A 15432-nucleotide genomic window follows, 5' to 3' on the forward strand; every position below is an offset into this window, starting at 1 on the left:
AAAGAATTTTTTAAACATCTTTCCATGTTTGAAAAATTCAAGCTTATTCCAAGAAGCTGCTACTTAAACACTATTGATTTATTTTTTGAGTAAAGTGTGAGTTTAATATCTCACCATAAAAATAATCTTTCGGGGGAGTCAAAAAATAATTCAGATTAAAAAACACAACAAAAAAGACACGACCTAAATCGTGTCTAACCGTTGGTATAAAGGAAGGTACAGGATTTGAACCTGCGCGCCGGTATTAGCCGGTTCGCCGGATTTCGAGTCCGGTGCATTACCACTCTGCCAACCTTCCATACCTATTATTTTTAAACTTTTTTTAGTAAAAAGTCAAGCCTATTTCCCGATAGAAATCAAAAACCGGCATATTTATTTTATGAGAAGACAAAAAAACACAAGAATCATTTTCTGCTCCTTCTTAAATAGTGCCCAATGTGAAGTAAGAAAGAGTATTGGAATGAACCTTGTGTTATCACACTTCATAAGTAGATCTAACTAATTGTTTCAGGATTTTCTAAAGAAAGAATAGAATCAATCGTTCGCTTGATGAACGAAATAATTTGTTCTTCAGTTGGGTGCATGATGTTTGAAGACATTAAAGATGCGATTCCGGTAACTGCAACCCAGGTTCCAGTGTGTAATGCATCAACGTATTCATCTGACAACTGGTTGTATCGATGATCTTGTTTGACGATTTCACGGAAATAGTTATAAGAAAAATCATGCATTTTTTGTCCATCGCCATGTTCGTCGATATATAATGCCATGTAAAGACTATGATGTTTTTTTGCAAAGTAGATATAGTTTAAACCTAGGTCAATAATTTTATCTCCAGTACGTTCAACTGGAAAAACATTTTCTTTGAGTTGTTCAAAAATTGAGTCTAATAAAGTATTTTTTAAATCCTCCATGTTTTTGAACTCTAAATAAATAGGTTGTGTGGATATACCCATTTTTTTAGCAATATTTCTCGCAGTAAACCCTTTAAAACCTTCCTTTGCAACAACATCATAAGCAGCTTTTAGAATTTGATCTTTAGTATAGACTTTTCTTCTCATTAAAACTCCCCCACTTCTTACTGCAGTATATGTTGTTTTATTGTAACCGATATACACAGTTTTTGGCAAATAATTTACTCAAAACGTTATATTTTAAGTTTTTTTCTTATTTATTTTTAACAATGATACAATATTATTTAAGAATAAACAAAAATACTGTTTCCCCTTACAAAAATTGATTTTTCTGTAACTGTTAGTTGACCAAAAGATTTCTTTCACGTTATAGTTAAAGAAAACGACAAAGAAGGTATGTAATGGTTAATAAAAACGACGTTATTTATATTCACCCCATCAAAAAAAAGCCATCTCAAAAAAATAAGTATTTTTATTTAACATTTACTGGCTTGTTTTTTCTAATAATCGGACTTGTTTCTGGACATCCGGTTGAAACTATTGAGGGACTCAACAATATCCTTACTTCTCCTAGTAATCTGATGACCGATTATTTGGCAATAGGTGGTTTTGGAAGCGCATTTATTAATGTTGGTGTCCTGACTTTGTTGTCCGTACTTCTTTGCTATCATCATAAAGTCTATCTAAATGGACTAATCTTTGCTTCTGTATTAACCGTCACAGGCTTTTCTTTTTTTGGAAAAAATCTGTATAACTCTCTTTCCATTATTTTGGGTGTCTATCTCTATGCACGTTTTGTACATAAACCATTTTCACAGTATATTATGGTTGGCTTATTTGCTAGTGCCTTGTCACCTGTAGTTAGTTATATCACTTTCGGTATGAACTTACCATTGGGCTTAGGTATTTTATTTGGTAATCTGACTGGTATACTCGTTGGTTTTTTACTCCCTCCTTTGGCATCGCATACCCTTATTTTTCATCGTGGATTCAATTTGTATAATATTGGTTTTACTTCTGGATTGATCGCCATGGTCGTGGCTGGTATCCTTCGGTTATTTGATTTTTCAATTGAAGTTCAATCGTTCGTTTCAACAGGCTACCATCAAGAACTTACATTAGTCATTTTTCTTTTTTTTAGTTTAACTACGCTATTTGGTTTTTTTATTAATTCATGGAAGCTCACTGGTTTACATGACATTTTTCAAACTTCAGGAAAAGTAACTACTGATTTTATGGCGATCTCAAGTATCGGTGCCACCTTACTAAACATGGGGTTAGTAGGGCTGATGCTTTCCATCTATGTTCTTCTTATTGGTGGTGAATTCAACGGCCCGATTATTGGTGCAATCCTATCTTCAGTTGGATTCAGTGCCTTTGGTTGTCATCTAAAGAACAGTTTCCCTATACTTATAGGGATTTATCTTGCTTCATATCTGGCTACTATCCATGATGCCTCTCAAACAACAATGATCGTAGCAGTGATATTTGGTACTGCACTTGCTCCTATTAGTGGTTTTTACGGTAGTATTTTTGGTATTTTAGCTGGATTTTTGCATATTGTCTTAGTCCATAACGTCAGTGCATTACATGGCGGATTAAGCCTATATAATAGTGGATTCTCAACTGGATTCGTTGCAGGTTTTCTTGTACCGATCTTAGACAGCCTGACTGTTGGCAGAAAGGAAAAGGATGGCATTGGAAAAAGAATTATCAAAAAGAATCATTAGTGAATTTTTAACCTATCTTTATTCTCACGAGATCACTGAAATAAGGATTGGGCTAGAATCAACACCCGAAGGATTATATATTGAAATTCAAGGAACTTGTTATTCTCCTCCTTCTGATTTGCATGAGTTAGCGGAAATGCTCAATGAACCAAGAAATCCTACTATGGATCTATATTACCAAGAGCTTGGAAATGTTTTTCTGGATCAATCAGATTTCCGATTACTTGGAAGTCTGATTGATGATGTGGAACTCATGTACGAACTTCCCATCTTAAATATAAAAGTATTTAGACGAATCCTTTGATTCAACAGGCTTAGTGAAAAGACAAAATGAGACACTGATTTTCACTCCCCTGAGATATTCCCTTTAGCTTTCATATAGTTATGGCGTTCAGAGTATTCTATCCACGTAAGTAAGCTAGAAACGCAGAAGAGGTAAAGCAAAAACTTCTTCTTTTAGTTTCCTCAGCTTATTTTAAAGATTTAATACTTGAACGCCGATTTTTCATTTAATAGAGGATATTTTTTCCTAAAACTACAGGCACAAAAATAATACTTCAAATACATCTTTAGTTGGATGTTTTTGAATCGTTTTTAAATTATACTTATTACAACTTACAAAATTGTTTGATAACTGTCATTTAAAATAGTGGCACAAAGAGTCACTAATAAAGTACATTAGTAATATAAGAAAACGTATCAAAGGAGTTGATAGACGTTGAACATTGCGGCATCACGGAAATTGATCAATTTTATATCTATCATTGGATTAGTAATTTCGATAGGCTTAACGATTTATTTTATCAATTTGGGTGTATTTAAAGATTTAAATTCTTTAAGAGGATTAGTTGGAGATTCAATTATCTTAGGTCCTATCATTTTCATCTTAATCCAAATCCTGCAAGTTGTTATTCCAATCATTCCTGGAGGGATAAGTACAGCAGCCGGTGTATTAATTTTTGGACCTTATGCTGGTTTTATTTATAATTATGTAGGGATTTGTATCGGTTCGATCATCATCTTTTTACTTGGTCGACGGTATGGTAAACCATTTATTTTATCTATGGTCAGTGACAAGACGTATAACAAGTATGTTGGTTGGCTCGATAACCAGAATCGTTTTGAAAAGTTATTTGCTTTAGCAATTTTTCTACCAGTGGCCCCTGATGATGCGCTTTGTTTAATGGCTGGTCTAACAAATATTTCTGTAAAAAAATATATTTGGATCATTTTATTGGCAAAACCCCTCTCGATTTTCTTATACAGCATGGCTTTGATTTATGGTGGACATTTCTTAAGTGGATTACTAGGATAGTTTATGATAAGTGGGCGTACTGCGTTAAGTATTTGCGCAATCTGTCCACTTATTTTTATTTTTACGTTATAATATTTATGGTAGGTGATTGAATGTTAATTTATTTAAAAAGAAGTTTAGGAAATGCTTGGGACTTTCTTAAAGGAACTCAAGCATATTTTCGTGATGTTTTGATTATGCATTTATTTATTTTATTTATTTGTTTACCCTTATTGAATAGTACGACCAGATTCATCTTGAATCGAGGAGCCATTGATTATATATCTAGTGATAATATCTCTACGATCCTTTCACAGCACCCAGGTGTCTTATTGTCTTTGACTGCTGTCTTACTAACTATCTTACTCCTAGTTTATTTTGAGTTTACTTTTTTATTGATGAGTGTTTACTTTATTAAGAAACAAACACCTATCTCGTTGAAACAGTTACTTCAAGCAACGTTTCGTCAATTAAAAAAAATACGCCCATTGACTTTTCTTTTTTTCTTAGCTTATTTCGTACTTATTTTACCGATTAGTGGGTTAAGTTTTAATTCTGATTTACTATCTAAAGTTAAAATCCCAGCTTTTATCATGGATTTTATTTTTACTAATCGTTGGATCGTGGTTAGTAGCTTCATTCTGTTTTATATCTTTTTAGCTTACATTGGTATCCGTCTCATTTTTGCCTTACCAGAAATGATTCTACGTGATCGACCATTTAAACAAGCGGTTAAAGAAAGTTGGTATTTAACCAAATCACGTTTTTTTGCAATCCTTGGACAGTTCATCATTATTGGTGGTAGTATTTTACTCATTTCATTTGCCGGCTATTTAATTGTGCTCCTCGCACAAATAATTGTAGAACAATTTTTCCCTAATTATTCATTGATTAGCGCTGTTTTTGCAATGACGATTCTTCAAGCTATCCTTTTATTCAACATCGTTATGTCAACAGTCGGAATTTTTTACATTATTATTGATTTCATGGATGATGAAGGTTTTCTTCCTGAGACTCCTAACTGGTTTCGTTTAGAATCTCCTAACAAACGTTTTTCTGTTCTTAAAAATACAAGCTTAGTTTTATTTGCTGTATTTTTTGGTGTAGGTGTTTGTCTCTACAATATGGATTATTTGACTTCTGCTTCTCAAACGAAACCTGTAACGATTTCTCATCGTGGTGTCAGTGGAGGTAACAGTGCCCAAAATACTTTAGCTGCTTTAGAAAAAACAAGTCGTACCTACCATCCTGATTATGTGGAGATGGATGTACAAGAAACCAAAGATGGTCAATTCGTTGTCATGCATGATTTTAACTTAAAAAAATTAACAGGGATAAATAAAGCACCACAAGATCTAACCTTGAAAGAATTAGAAAAGTTAAAAGTAACTGAAAACGGTGCGAAAGAACCTGTCGTTTCCTTTGATACTTATTTAAAGAGAGCCAATGAATTAAATCAAAAACTTTTAATCGAAATCAAAAATTCAAAAAATGATTCTAAAGATATCATTGATCGCTTTGTCAAAAAATATGAGGAAAACATTTTAACTCATCAGCATATTCTACAAAGTCTTACGTATCAGACGGTATCTGATCTGAAAAATGCCAATCCTAATTTTTATGTAGGCTACATCCTACCATTCAATATTGTTGGACCACCAGTTACTCCGGCTGACTTTTTGACGATGGAGTATAGTACGATCAATCGGAATTTTATTGATTCAGCTCATCAAGATGGTAAAAAAGTGTATGTCTGGACGGTTAACGACTCAGATGGAATCAGTCGTATGATGTTTTATGGTGTTGATGGGATCATTACTGATCAAATGACTATCTTAAATGAAAATATCAAAGCAATGGATGAAGAGATCACCTATTCAGATAAATTATTGAATTTCGTTTTAGGTGTTGGTTAAAAAAAGAGCCCCATGGATTGAATCCATGGGGCTCTTTTTCAATTACTTTATCTTTCTCTCGCGCTTTTCACCGCACGAACCACTGCTAAGATTGCCGGAATAGCAGAAATAACTGCTAAGATAATGCCCATTTTACCTGAACTCTTTCTTTTTTGCATGTTTTTTCGCTCCCTTCTCTCTCCTCTAATTATAGAGAAGTTTACGATATTTCTCAAAAAAAGTGTTTATGAAACCAAAGCAGATTCTGCTACTGTATAAATTTCGTCCAGTTTAACTAGTAGACGAAACTTACTATCGTAAACAGCCAACCGATCTCTCTGATCATAGCTTTCTACAAAAATAACAGCTGTATTAGTATATGTACGTTCCACGCAACCAATCACTTCATAGTTCACTCCAATCGGTTTGCATATGTATGACTTGCCTATTTCTAATTTTAACATCTCTCAATTCCCTCCTTTATTTTGTTAATCTTTAATTTATAATAACAAAAAAAAGATGATTTGAAAACGATTTATTGAATTTTTTTATATTTTTTCTTAGAATTACACGATTTCAATCTAGTTCCCCCTTTTTCTCACATAACTAATACCAAGATATAATTGTAATTTATAAGTGACAGATTTGTTTGAAACTGTTAGCCTTTTGTTCGTGTAAACCTCCGAAAAAGCATCTAAACTATTCTGTGAGGAGGGAATTTCATGATTGTTATTCAAGCTACTGTATTTATCCTGTTATTGATTGGATTGCTTATTGGACTCACAGAAAATTAAGAATCCCTTGTTGACATAGCAATTAATTGCGAAAAAAAAATAAGGGTGCTACACTGATTACAGGAAGGAAAATTTAACAGAAAATTCCAACCACAATTTACATTAATAAAAAAAGAGGTGACTTACATGACATTTACTAAAACAAATATTGAATACCGAGTTGCATTTGATACTGTATCCAATCAATTTATGGCAATTGATGCTACAAATGAAAACAACGTAGCATTTGGTATCACGATTGAACAAGCTGTCCGTGCATTAAATGAATCCAAATAAGGAGTGAATCATTTCTAATGACCGAAAACAACTCGGGATCGAAAAAAGAATAAAGACGTTTGCAACTAATACAGTTAGCAAACGTCTTTTATTATTTATTCAATTTGAGTTTGTGCTTTATTTTCCCCCATGAAATTTTGCTGATTCCCAGAAAGATTATAACCATCGCAATTTGCATGATTGGTACTCCTGCCCCCGTATACACACTTAGAAAATAATCTTTTTGCTCTGGCGAGTAGGAACAAAACCATGAAACCCCAAATAAAAATAAAAACTGGGTCAATATCAAACCACTAGTAATGACCAGTGCAGAACAATAAAAACCTCGATCTTTTTTTGCATAGATTGAACCTAAGATCAAAAATAAAAATCCTAAAATCGCTAAACATAGAACAACACCACTTGTCTTTTGATAAATCGCAATCATAATATTAGAGATTTTCGCTGTTTTTGATAAAACTAAAATTGGCGATTGTGGATCTTCACTATTAATCCAATTATTCAATAAAGGAACCCGCAAAAAGTTTTGCGCTGCTTCTACATCCGCATGGGTTCCAAAACTGTAATTCCCTCCTTGATGAAAATCTTTGTAAAATAAATTGTCACTATAAGCTGTCCTAAAAAAATCTAAGAGTACTGGAATATCCTCGGCAATCTTCCCATCTCCTGTACTCATTAAGTAGACTTCACGTTTCTTCTTCAAATCTCCCTTACGATAAGCAGCCCTTAACTCTTGATTGACTTGTTTCCAAAAATCATTGGTTTCTTTTGCGTTATTTTGATAGTAGCCAGACTCATTCAACACATCTCGCAGTGCCCAAAAAATAATGTCTCCCTTTAATTCCTTTACTTTTCCTGCCTGAGTCCAAGCATGTGTCGTATATAATTCTTTGATTCTAGCAGCTTCTTTAGCGAAAGCAGGTGACACAGCTAATGCTTTATTTAACGCTTCATGAGAAACCCAAATCCTACTGTTCTCTTTGTTTATGTTCGTTCCATCATCTATTCGAATCAAGTTCTTCATCAATTGAGCAAACTCTCCGCTCGTACGATCATTGACTACTGCAAGATGATAGACTTCTTCATTTTTATGCTTAATCATTTGGTTTGTCACGATAAAGCTGATCATAGGAAGAAAAAACAAACTGAGCTTGATCAGTTTTCTTCGATCAAAGGTAATTTGTGAAAGAAACTTTTCAACAGTTTTCGTTGGTCTAAAATCCACTCCTAATAAAATCTGAACAAAACTAATGATTAAGGCTGCCAGAACAAACGGCAACAACCAGAGTGAATCTTCGCGAATATACCAGTAAAATGGAAAGATTAGAGACAACAAGAAAAACCAAGGTAAAATAGTTTTTGTTGCACGATATTTACGATAATAAATAGCTAATAAACAAGCAACGATAATTACGACAGATGGAATTACAATGGCGTTTCGATAAATACGTGTCGAATATTCATGGGTAAAACCGATTGGTGAAAATAAAAAAAAGACATAGATAAAAAACAAGATACTATTCTTTTTAACGATCGGCTTTACACTCAGTGTAATCAGCACGCTAGCTAAAATATTAAACCCACCTAATAATAGCGAGTATGGTAGCTGAATTTTATTGGCAAAAGCTAAAAATAAGCTATAAGAAATACCTTTTGATAAAGTTTTAGCATTGTACTCTCCTAACCACTGCCCGTCCACTAAGTTACGGGCATAATGAATAAAAAGCTGGTCATCATAGCTAGCTGTCATATCGATGCTGTAAGTCGCTTTGTAATAGAGATAAAGACGTATTAGTGTAAGAATTAGAGCGATACCACAAATAAAATAAAGTTGTTTTTGCCTAACATACTGAAGCATTTCCTTTACTCTATCCATGTACCCTAACCTTTCCTCCGCCTTTCTTCTTGATACTAATCATATTTGATAATTTATTTTTAACCAATTCACTCAACTCCTTATTCAATAAGCCTCTAATAAGTATAGCAAAAATTCATTTCATTGATATTAACCTTAAAAGATTCTTATTAACTTGTTTGATTGCTTTTTTAGCAGGTTCTAAGCGTTAAAAACAAGATTTATACTGTACTAACTTAATGACTGATCTTTTCCACTTTGTAACTATCGTAATCTGCTGTTGTGCAAATCATTTCCTTTATATATCTATTTTTATCAATAGGTGATCAAAAATTCACATTTTTTATTTTGTAATTTAATTTTTAGATAAAAAACAACTTTGTACATCTTTAGAGAAGTATTACAGAATGATATATTTTTTTATTAGGAGGTTTATTTCTTTCATTCCTACATGGAAGGAAAATATTTTTATTTTTGGAGGAAAAAAATGGGAACTTTTTTAGTGTTAGTAGGTTTAATTGGTATTTGTTGGGGGTTAGTAGGACTGATTCGATCATTTTTCAAAAAAGGGAATAAAAAACGAAACTTTATTATTATAGGAACAGCATTTATTCTTATGATTTTCGGAGCGTCTATCTCTCCTACCAGTCATTCCGATAGTTCAAAAGCAAGCACACAATCTGAAAAAAAGATCGAAACAAAAAGAACATCAAGTACTTCTAGTGAAGAACAGCTGAAACAAAAAGCTGAACGTAAAGAAAAAGAAAAACAAAAACTTGAAGCTGAGCGTAAGAAACAAGAAGAAGAAAAACAAAAACTTGAGGCTGAGCGCAAAAAACAAGAAGAAGAAAAACAGAAACTTGAGGCTGAGCGCAAAAAACAAGAAGAAGAAAAACAGAAAATTGAAGCTGAGCGTAAAGCACAAGAAGAACGTCAAAAACAAGCTGAAAATGAAGCAACAACAGCACTATCACAAGCTGAAGCTCATCCAACTAGAGAAAACTATAACTCAGCAGCTACTTTAATCCAGGCTATTCCAAACGGCAATCAACACTTGTCTGCTCGACTAGCTACAGTAGATGCAACGATCAAAGCAAATGAGGCAGCTGAAGCAGAACGACAACGGCAAGCTGCGGCCGCACAAGAACAAGCCAATCAAGTTGCAGCAGCACAAACACCGCAACAAAACAACGAACAAACGGTTTATATTGCTCCAGATCATGGTACAAAATATCATTTAAATCCGAACTGCTCGGGACTTAACAATGCAAATTCTGTCGTAGCTATCTCGCTGCAAGAGGCCCAAGCACGTGGATATACGTTGTGTAAGCGTGGTTAATCTAAAATAATAAAATGAACTGTGACAGCAGTGTCTAGCTCTGATAACTAAGCCGGAGAATCCGAAAATAGTCTCTACTATTTTGGACTCTCCGGCTTATTTCAAGTGGATGGCGCTTTACCCCCATCAATCAGAGGTTGTGAAAGCATCGGGGAACTCCGATGACAATAAGAAAAAATTTTTTGAAATAGTTTCTCATATTTTGAAAAATTTAGGCTTATTTCAAGAGTTGATGCTTGAACACCGTGAATCAGAGGTTGTGAAAAGAGCGTTTTGACCTGAGCGTTAAGGATGAAAATCTCGAAACAGCTCTCCATGTTTTGAGATTTTTTGACTTATCGCCGAAGGTCAGCTCTTTGAACACCGTTTATCCATTTTCAAAGCACAATGTAAGATTTGTCTCCCTAATTTATTTTTTATTGTGAACATTTCCGGTGTCCGGTCTCTCCTAACTTTACTTAAGCATGGTCATACAAAAAAAAAGAAAATTTTTACAGCCATTCCCCTGATATTAATAGTCGGATATTAGCTTAAATACCATAAATTTTTTTGCGTTTTTCCTTTACAAAAAGAACGTTTGTTCGTTTAATGCTATTAAAGAATATTTACGGATTGGCATCCTCGAAATCGCTCATAAGGGAGAGTCCACAATGATTAAGAAATATGGCACAGTAACAAAAATAAAAATACTACAAATTGGGGCTCGTCCCTTGATAAGATTTAGCTTGAATGATACGAACTGTTTAATCGCTGGTCATGGTTTAAACTTTCTTGCTGAAGTAGATGAAGGAATGAAATTAGTAATCAGTGGCTATTATAATCAAAGAAACCAATTGGTCGTCAAAGAATATCATGTGCTCGGTCCCACGAAAATACTGATTGATTTTAAAAAAATCAAGAAAGAATTTATTGGTAAAAAATAAAAATTAGTTTTGAAGTATATAACTCCCGTCTAAAAAAATCAGAACTTTTTTGTAAAAGAAAAAAGGTATCCATCTGTCTCAGCGAGTAGGTTTGGATACCTTTTTAAATCAGCAAAATTAAGTTCATTTTTTATTTATATATAAATGCTGTTCTAGGATTACTTATTGTTCCTGTCTCTTTGGTACCTTTCTATCTTTAAACGGATGATATGGTTAATTGCTTACTTGATTAAAGTCAGAAATGATATCATTCAACTCCGTTTGAAGTGTCGAAACAATCAAATGAAAATTTTCTTCATCCGTTTTATCATATGGGGATGTTTTTGTTACATAAAGTAGCTTCTCGTTTTCTATTTTCATTAGAACCTGTGTTGCGGTTTGTACTTTGTTTTGATAATTAAACGCAGACATTCCACTTTGAATAATCGTTATGATTGCGGAAGCAATCGAAACGACTAATAACAAAGACTTATGATCAGATGCCTCGTGAATTAAAATAGGAATAGCAGCAGATAATACGATTTTTATAATATTCCCTATGCCAATGATTCTATTATACGATTGAATATCTTTTTTTAATTTATTAATTGTAGAATCAATCGATTCAATAAACGCTTTTTGATCCATATCATTTCTCCATTCACTTTATTAAAATTTGGTCGTAAAACTATTATAATTAGATTTACCTATGTTTCAGCTAATTACAAATCAAGACAAATGGCTATTAAATAACAATTATTATTTTATCAAAATAATTATATATTTGTCAATGATAGTATTCGTGCACGGATAAAAGCTATTGAAAAGATCTGAACAAAGATTTAATCATTACAGACGACATAAAAATTACATTTGATTTATGCTCACAATCTCTGACCAACCGAGCAAAGTAAGCTTGATTGATTTAAAAAATTTAAACTGTGAATACTATTGCCCACAGAATTGACAAATGTGCCCATCTCTCCCCTAACTGTCCATAATGGTAGATATGTGTAAGCAGTGCCTAACCGAAAAGTTGGCATGAAGCATGAAGATATAAGTCATAAAGATATCTCTATTATTCAACTATATGATCAAGTGTCATATGAAAGTATTGAACGAACTTCGATAAGTCCAATGACTATATCAATAATCAACAACGAAAATTTTCTGGACAATATATTTCTCTGCCAACAAACCAAAAAAGGATGGCTATAATTAGCCATCCTTTTTTATAAATACCTCAATGAGTATCATTTTTCATTTTAAAGGCAAATTGTTTTGGATAATTATTTTTAATAATTACCTATAACTCCTTATCTTAAAGACGTTCGTTCAATTCTTTGGCAAGGTCTTCAAAGCCTGGTTTGCCTAGAAGTGCGAACATGTTTTTCTTGTATCATGTGTACATTTATTACTTTTTTTCTCTTTTGTACCGTTAGAAAACGCCGAAATATCAGTATTTTATCTATCTCCTGCTTTTTCCATCTTTTCTGATTTTTAATATCACTATCACCAAAACTATCACTAGTTTTTCTATTATTTTTACTTTTTTATATGCATATTGAAACCGGAGTTAGGACAATTAATATAAGAACGAAAAAAAAACTCAGCCAATAATGATTGGTTGAGGTCTTTAGCTACTCAAAGTCAGATTTGAATCTTTCGGTTTTAAATTTAGCAAAGGATTTAATGAAATCATTGATTTAATCTCTAAAGGCACAATTTCAGATCTCATATTATTTTTCCTTATTTGTAAAATTTTTTCTAGGTATTCTCTACATATATACCTCCGATTTGTAAGTAACGTTAATGGTATAGAGATACCACTTAAGACAAATAACCGATCACAATCCACCAGAACTGGCATGCGAAATGGCGATTTAATTCTAGAAATCTCTTTATTTGGATTTGGTAAAATTTCAAATCTATTTAAAGGTGGAAGACCTTTTTTAATATGTTTTAGTCTTTTTGAAGTACAAACAAAAAAGACCTTTCCCCGTTTCCTGTCGTTCAGCAAAAATATAAATATGTACTTCTCCTCCATTTTGAGAGGAGATATTTTTGTAGAATATTCAAATAAAAATTATTTAGCAACAAAATACTATTTTGTTAAAGAAATTTAAACTAAAAAATGCATCTATTTTCCTGTATGTTCAGTCACGATTTCTTGTGATCTGTTTGCTGTGTCTTCTACATCGCTTTTGGCTTTTTCCAGTTTTTCAATATAATTATTCAAATTACTGTTTTCTGATTGCTCTTTTTCTAGTTTTTGTTGAGTACTTTGCAATTGGTTTTTAATAGTATTTTTTTCATTTGACAATTGATTAATTTGTTGATTTAAACTATTAACAGTATTTTGAGCATCATTAAATTTATTTTGTTCTGTTTGTAAACGATTATTCCAATCAGTGTTTAATTGATTTATTTCAGCTATTTTTTGATTTATTTCATCAATTTTAGCATTGATTTCATTTTGTTTACCTTGCAATTCAGCATTTTTTCCTGATAATTGATTCTCTAAATTTGTTTTATCTATAGTTAATTGATTTTTCTCATTTTCCAAAGTCAACACTTTTTGTTTATATTCTTCAACGTTAGCCTTTACTTGCTCAAGTTCTTGATTATTTGAAGATAATCGTGAATTTAAACTACTAATATTTTGCTCTTTATTTTCTAGTGCTTTATCTAATGTCTCCAAATTATGATTGATTTGTTCAATATTATCTTCTCCACCCCATAACAAAATGTCATCGGCAAAGTTTTTCCCTGCGATCCCTGCTAACACTAATCCACCTATAATTAATCCACTTACTACAATTTTCTTATTCATATCACCATTCTCCTTAACACAAACTGAACCAATTATAGTTAATGATTTCACAATCAGTCAATTTAAATATATATTTTTTTATTTTATTTTTATAAATCTTTTTCTTAATTCGGATAAAGTCAGATGTAACTGCATACAAACATTATTTTTAAAACATTGTATTAATTAATTTAAAATTAGATACAGTTATTAAATTCACATAAAAAAGTCTACTCTTTCGGATAGACCAAAACATCTAACACATTTATTTTACCAATTTAAGAGATTATATATTCTATATTTTTGAAATAAAAAAAACACCCGAAGGTGTATAAAAAAATGGTTTAGTTATAGATAAATTAACTTAAGAGTACTGTTACTACAAGTGTTCTTCTCACTCTAAAGAAAAAACTATCCTATCAAATAAAATAAGCACTTTATTTTCTTATAAAAGCGGAGTCTTTTGCGGAAATATTTTTTATATCTGTTACATATCTTTCAATTTTCATATGCAAATCATATTTTTCTCTAAGTTTAGTAATATGAGCCATCATCGGAGATTCATGATGTTTGTCTAGTGAATCTTGATCTGTCCAACTATCAATTAGAAGAATTGTGTCCTCATCATTCATTGAAAAAAAGTATTCATATTTAATATTGCCTTTTTCTGCACGGATATCTTCTACAACTCCAGTTGAAACCATCTCTTTTGCAAATTTTTTCGCATTTCCATTTGTACCACTATAATAAATGTTCACAGTAATAGCCATTTCTTTACCTCCTTGAATATTTATCTATCCTTATGTACCCTGTAGGACTCAAACCTACGACCGGACGGTTATGAGCCATTATATAAAAACCACCTCGATTGAGGTGGTTAAAGTTCAACATTATTTTACAATATTTACTGCTTGAGGGCCACGTTGTCCTTCTTCAATATCATAAGAAACAGCTTGACCTTCATCTAATGTTTTGAATCCATCGCCTTGGATAGCTGAGAAGTGTGCAAATACGTCATTTCCATCTTCACCAGTGATAAATCCAAAACCTTTATCTGAGTTAAACCATTTTACTGTACCGTTATTCATATATATTTCCTCCTAATACGTATATAATACGTGTTTTGTTGCAATTAATATTAATTAGTAAAAGGAGTTTTTATAGTGTGAATATATCGCTCAGATTACGTTTCAAATTAGATTACTTGTTTACTATAACACGGAAGTAATGGTAACACAAAGATAATTGTTTGATACGTTTTTTATTACAAAAATTTAGACTAAGCATTTAAAATGATTAATTAAAGGACGAAAAAATTGAAATTGAAAATAAATGACTAACGCTACTAATATAATATTACATCGTTCACTTAAAACTTTAATAAATTTTACTTTTCTACAATATTGTCTATTGCTTTTCCACAAATTAGTTCTTATTCTAAAACTGATTTTATTTGCAATGCACATTCTCTTGAAAATGGTTCAGCCTCTTTCCATGATCCTAATAGTGGATAATTATTTATTACACTTTTGACATATTGCCTGTTTTTTACTCCTCGTGTTTGTACTTCTACATAATACATAGTGATACCTTCTTTATTATTTTTTTATGTAAAGACTAC

General features: G+C 32.1%; 15 protein-coding genes and 1 tRNA gene. 7 read left to right on the top strand and 9 right to left on the bottom strand.

The window, feature by feature from the left end; genetic code table 11:
• Positions 1-210 precede the first annotated feature (210 nt).
• Both IGJ27_RS07970 and IGJ27_RS07975 read right to left on the bottom strand, forming a co-directional pair.
• Positions 211-298, bottom strand: a tRNA-Ser gene (locus IGJ27_RS07970).
• 196 nt (positions 299-494) lie between these two features.
• Positions 495-1061: a TetR/AcrR family transcriptional regulator gene (locus tag IGJ27_RS07975; protein WP_010737811.1), complete on the bottom strand. Its 567-nt coding sequence runs from the start codon at positions 1059-1061 to the stop codon at positions 495-497.
• Between the two features lie 254 nt (positions 1062-1315).
• Here IGJ27_RS07975 and IGJ27_RS07980 point away from each other — a divergent pair, with 254 nt between their 5' ends.
• The 4 genes from IGJ27_RS07980 to IGJ27_RS07995 all read left to right on the top strand — a co-directional run bounded on the left by IGJ27_RS07980 (position 1316) and on the right by IGJ27_RS07995 (position 5854).
• Positions 1316-2644, top strand: coding sequence for a DUF1576 domain-containing protein (locus IGJ27_RS07980; protein ID WP_178305853.1), 1329 nt, complete (start codon positions 1316-1318; stop codon positions 2642-2644).
• Positions 2613-2948, top strand: a complete 336-nt coding sequence (locus tag IGJ27_RS07985; RefSeq protein WP_025480148.1) for a hypothetical protein — start codon at positions 2613-2615, stop codon at positions 2946-2948. Before IGJ27_RS07980 ends, IGJ27_RS07985 begins: the two co-directional genes overlap by 32 nt.
• 414 nt (positions 2949-3362) lie before the next feature.
• The gene (locus IGJ27_RS07990; RefSeq protein WP_178305852.1) at positions 3363-3959 is read left to right on the top strand and encodes a TVP38/TMEM64 family protein; all 597 of its coding nucleotides are present in this window, start codon (positions 3363-3365) and stop codon (positions 3957-3959) included.
• Between the two features lie 92 nt (positions 3960-4051).
• The gene (locus tag IGJ27_RS07995; protein WP_081127321.1) at positions 4052-5854 is read left to right on the top strand and encodes a glycerophosphoryl diester phosphodiesterase membrane domain-containing protein; all 1803 of its coding nucleotides are present in this window, start codon (positions 4052-4054) and stop codon (positions 5852-5854) included.
• A gap of 224 nt (positions 5855-6078) precedes the next feature.
• Here the strand turns inward: IGJ27_RS07995 and IGJ27_RS08000 are convergent, their stop codons facing one another.
• Positions 6079-6297: a hypothetical protein gene (locus IGJ27_RS08000; RefSeq protein WP_010737815.1), complete on the bottom strand. Its 219-nt coding sequence runs from the start codon at positions 6295-6297 to the stop codon at positions 6079-6081.
• 456 nt (positions 6298-6753) lie between these two features.
• Here IGJ27_RS08000 and IGJ27_RS08005 point away from each other — a divergent pair, with 456 nt between their 5' ends.
• Positions 6754-6903 (top strand): hypothetical protein, encoded by a 150-nt coding sequence (locus IGJ27_RS08005; RefSeq protein ID WP_010718765.1) that lies wholly within the window; start codon positions 6754-6756, stop codon positions 6901-6903.
• Between the two features lie 91 nt (positions 6904-6994).
• Here the strand turns inward: IGJ27_RS08005 and IGJ27_RS08010 are convergent, their stop codons facing one another.
• Complete coding sequence (locus IGJ27_RS08010; RefSeq protein WP_178305851.1) at positions 6995-8779, bottom strand: glucosyltransferase; 1785 nt, start codon at positions 8777-8779, stop codon at positions 6995-6997.
• 466 nt (positions 8780-9245) lie between these two features.
• Here IGJ27_RS08010 and IGJ27_RS08015 point away from each other — a divergent pair, with 466 nt between their 5' ends.
• Both IGJ27_RS08015 and IGJ27_RS08020 read left to right on the top strand, forming a co-directional pair.
• Positions 9246-10097, top strand: coding sequence for a hypothetical protein (locus IGJ27_RS08015; RefSeq protein WP_178305850.1), 852 nt, complete (start codon positions 9246-9248; stop codon positions 10095-10097).
• Positions 10098-10747: 650 nt separating this feature from the next.
• Positions 10748-11020 carry a hypothetical protein gene (locus IGJ27_RS08020; RefSeq protein ID WP_010737819.1) on the top strand — a complete coding sequence of 91 codons (273 nt, stop codon included), beginning with the start codon at positions 10748-10750 and terminating at the stop codon, positions 11018-11020.
• Between the two features lie 213 nt (positions 11021-11233).
• On the opposite strand, the gene IGJ27_RS08025 is transcribed toward IGJ27_RS08020, so the two are convergent.
• From IGJ27_RS08025 to IGJ27_RS08045, 5 genes are all read right to left on the bottom strand, one after another.
• A complete protein-coding gene (locus IGJ27_RS08025; RefSeq protein WP_010718761.1) occupies positions 11234-11647 on the bottom strand; it encodes a DUF4231 domain-containing protein in 414 nt (137 codons plus the stop codon).
• 1492 nt (positions 11648-13139) lie between these two features.
• A complete protein-coding gene (locus tag IGJ27_RS08030) occupies positions 13140-13832 on the bottom strand; it encodes a DNA-directed RNA polymerase subunit omega (protein WP_096710189.1) in 693 nt (230 codons plus the stop codon).
• A 416-nt stretch (positions 13833-14248) separates the two neighbouring features.
• Complete coding sequence (locus tag IGJ27_RS08035) at positions 14249-14581, bottom strand: putative quinol monooxygenase (protein WP_178305849.1); 333 nt, start codon at positions 14579-14581, stop codon at positions 14249-14251.
• Between the two features lie 120 nt (positions 14582-14701).
• The gene (locus IGJ27_RS08040) at positions 14702-14899 is read right to left on the bottom strand and encodes a cold-shock protein (RefSeq protein WP_010718754.1); all 198 of its coding nucleotides are present in this window, start codon (positions 14897-14899) and stop codon (positions 14702-14704) included.
• Between the two features lie 344 nt (positions 14900-15243).
• Positions 15244-15393, bottom strand: a complete 150-nt coding sequence (locus tag IGJ27_RS08045) for a hypothetical protein (protein WP_178305848.1) — start codon at positions 15391-15393, stop codon at positions 15244-15246.
• Positions 15394-15432 lie beyond the last annotated feature (39 nt).

It is taken from the genome of Enterococcus sp. DIV1726a (assembly GCF_051710985.1).
In the GTDB taxonomy this organism is placed as follows: domain Bacteria; phylum Bacillota; class Bacilli; order Lactobacillales; family Enterococcaceae; genus Enterococcus_B; species Enterococcus_B hirae.

Excerpts from the sequence above, each read along its gene's own strand:
- IGJ27_RS07975 (WP_010737811.1), bottom strand. The coding sequence starts at position 1,061 with ATGAGAAGAAAAGTCTATACTAAAGATCAAATTCTAAAAGCTGCTTAT.
- IGJ27_RS07980 (WP_178305853.1), top strand. The coding sequence starts at position 1,316 with ATGGTTAATAAAAACGACGTTATTTATATTCACCCCATCAAAAAAAAG.
- IGJ27_RS07995 (WP_081127321.1), top strand. The coding sequence starts at position 4,052 with ATGTTAATTTATTTAAAAAGAAGTTTAGGAAATGCTTGGGACTTTCTT.
- IGJ27_RS08000 (WP_010737815.1), bottom strand. The coding sequence starts at position 6,297 with ATGTTAAAATTAGAAATAGGCAAGTCATACATATGCAAACCGATTGGA.
- IGJ27_RS08005 (WP_010718765.1), top strand. The coding sequence starts at position 6,754 with ATGACATTTACTAAAACAAATATTGAATACCGAGTTGCATTTGATACT.
- IGJ27_RS08010 (WP_178305851.1), bottom strand. The coding sequence starts at position 8,779 with ATGGATAGAGTAAAGGAAATGCTTCAGTATGTTAGGCAAAAACAACTT.
- IGJ27_RS08015 (WP_178305850.1), top strand. The coding sequence starts at position 9,246 with ATGGGAACTTTTTTAGTGTTAGTAGGTTTAATTGGTATTTGTTGGGGG.
- IGJ27_RS08020 (WP_010737819.1), top strand. The coding sequence starts at position 10,748 with ATGATTAAGAAATATGGCACAGTAACAAAAATAAAAATACTACAAATT.
- IGJ27_RS08025 (WP_010718761.1), bottom strand. The coding sequence starts at position 11,647 with ATGGATCAAAAAGCGTTTATTGAATCGATTGATTCTACAATTAATAAA.
- IGJ27_RS08030 (WP_096710189.1), bottom strand. The coding sequence starts at position 13,832 with ATGAATAAGAAAATTGTAGTAAGTGGATTAATTATAGGTGGATTAGTG.
- IGJ27_RS08035 (WP_178305849.1), bottom strand. The coding sequence starts at position 14,581 with ATGGCTATTACTGTGAACATTTATTATAGTGGTACAAATGGAAATGCG.
- IGJ27_RS08040 (WP_010718754.1), bottom strand. The coding sequence starts at position 14,899 with ATGAATAACGGTACAGTAAAATGGTTTAACTCAGATAAAGGTTTTGGA.
- IGJ27_RS08045 (WP_178305848.1), bottom strand. The coding sequence starts at position 15,393 with ATGTATTATGTAGAAGTACAAACACGAGGAGTAAAAAACAGGCAATAT.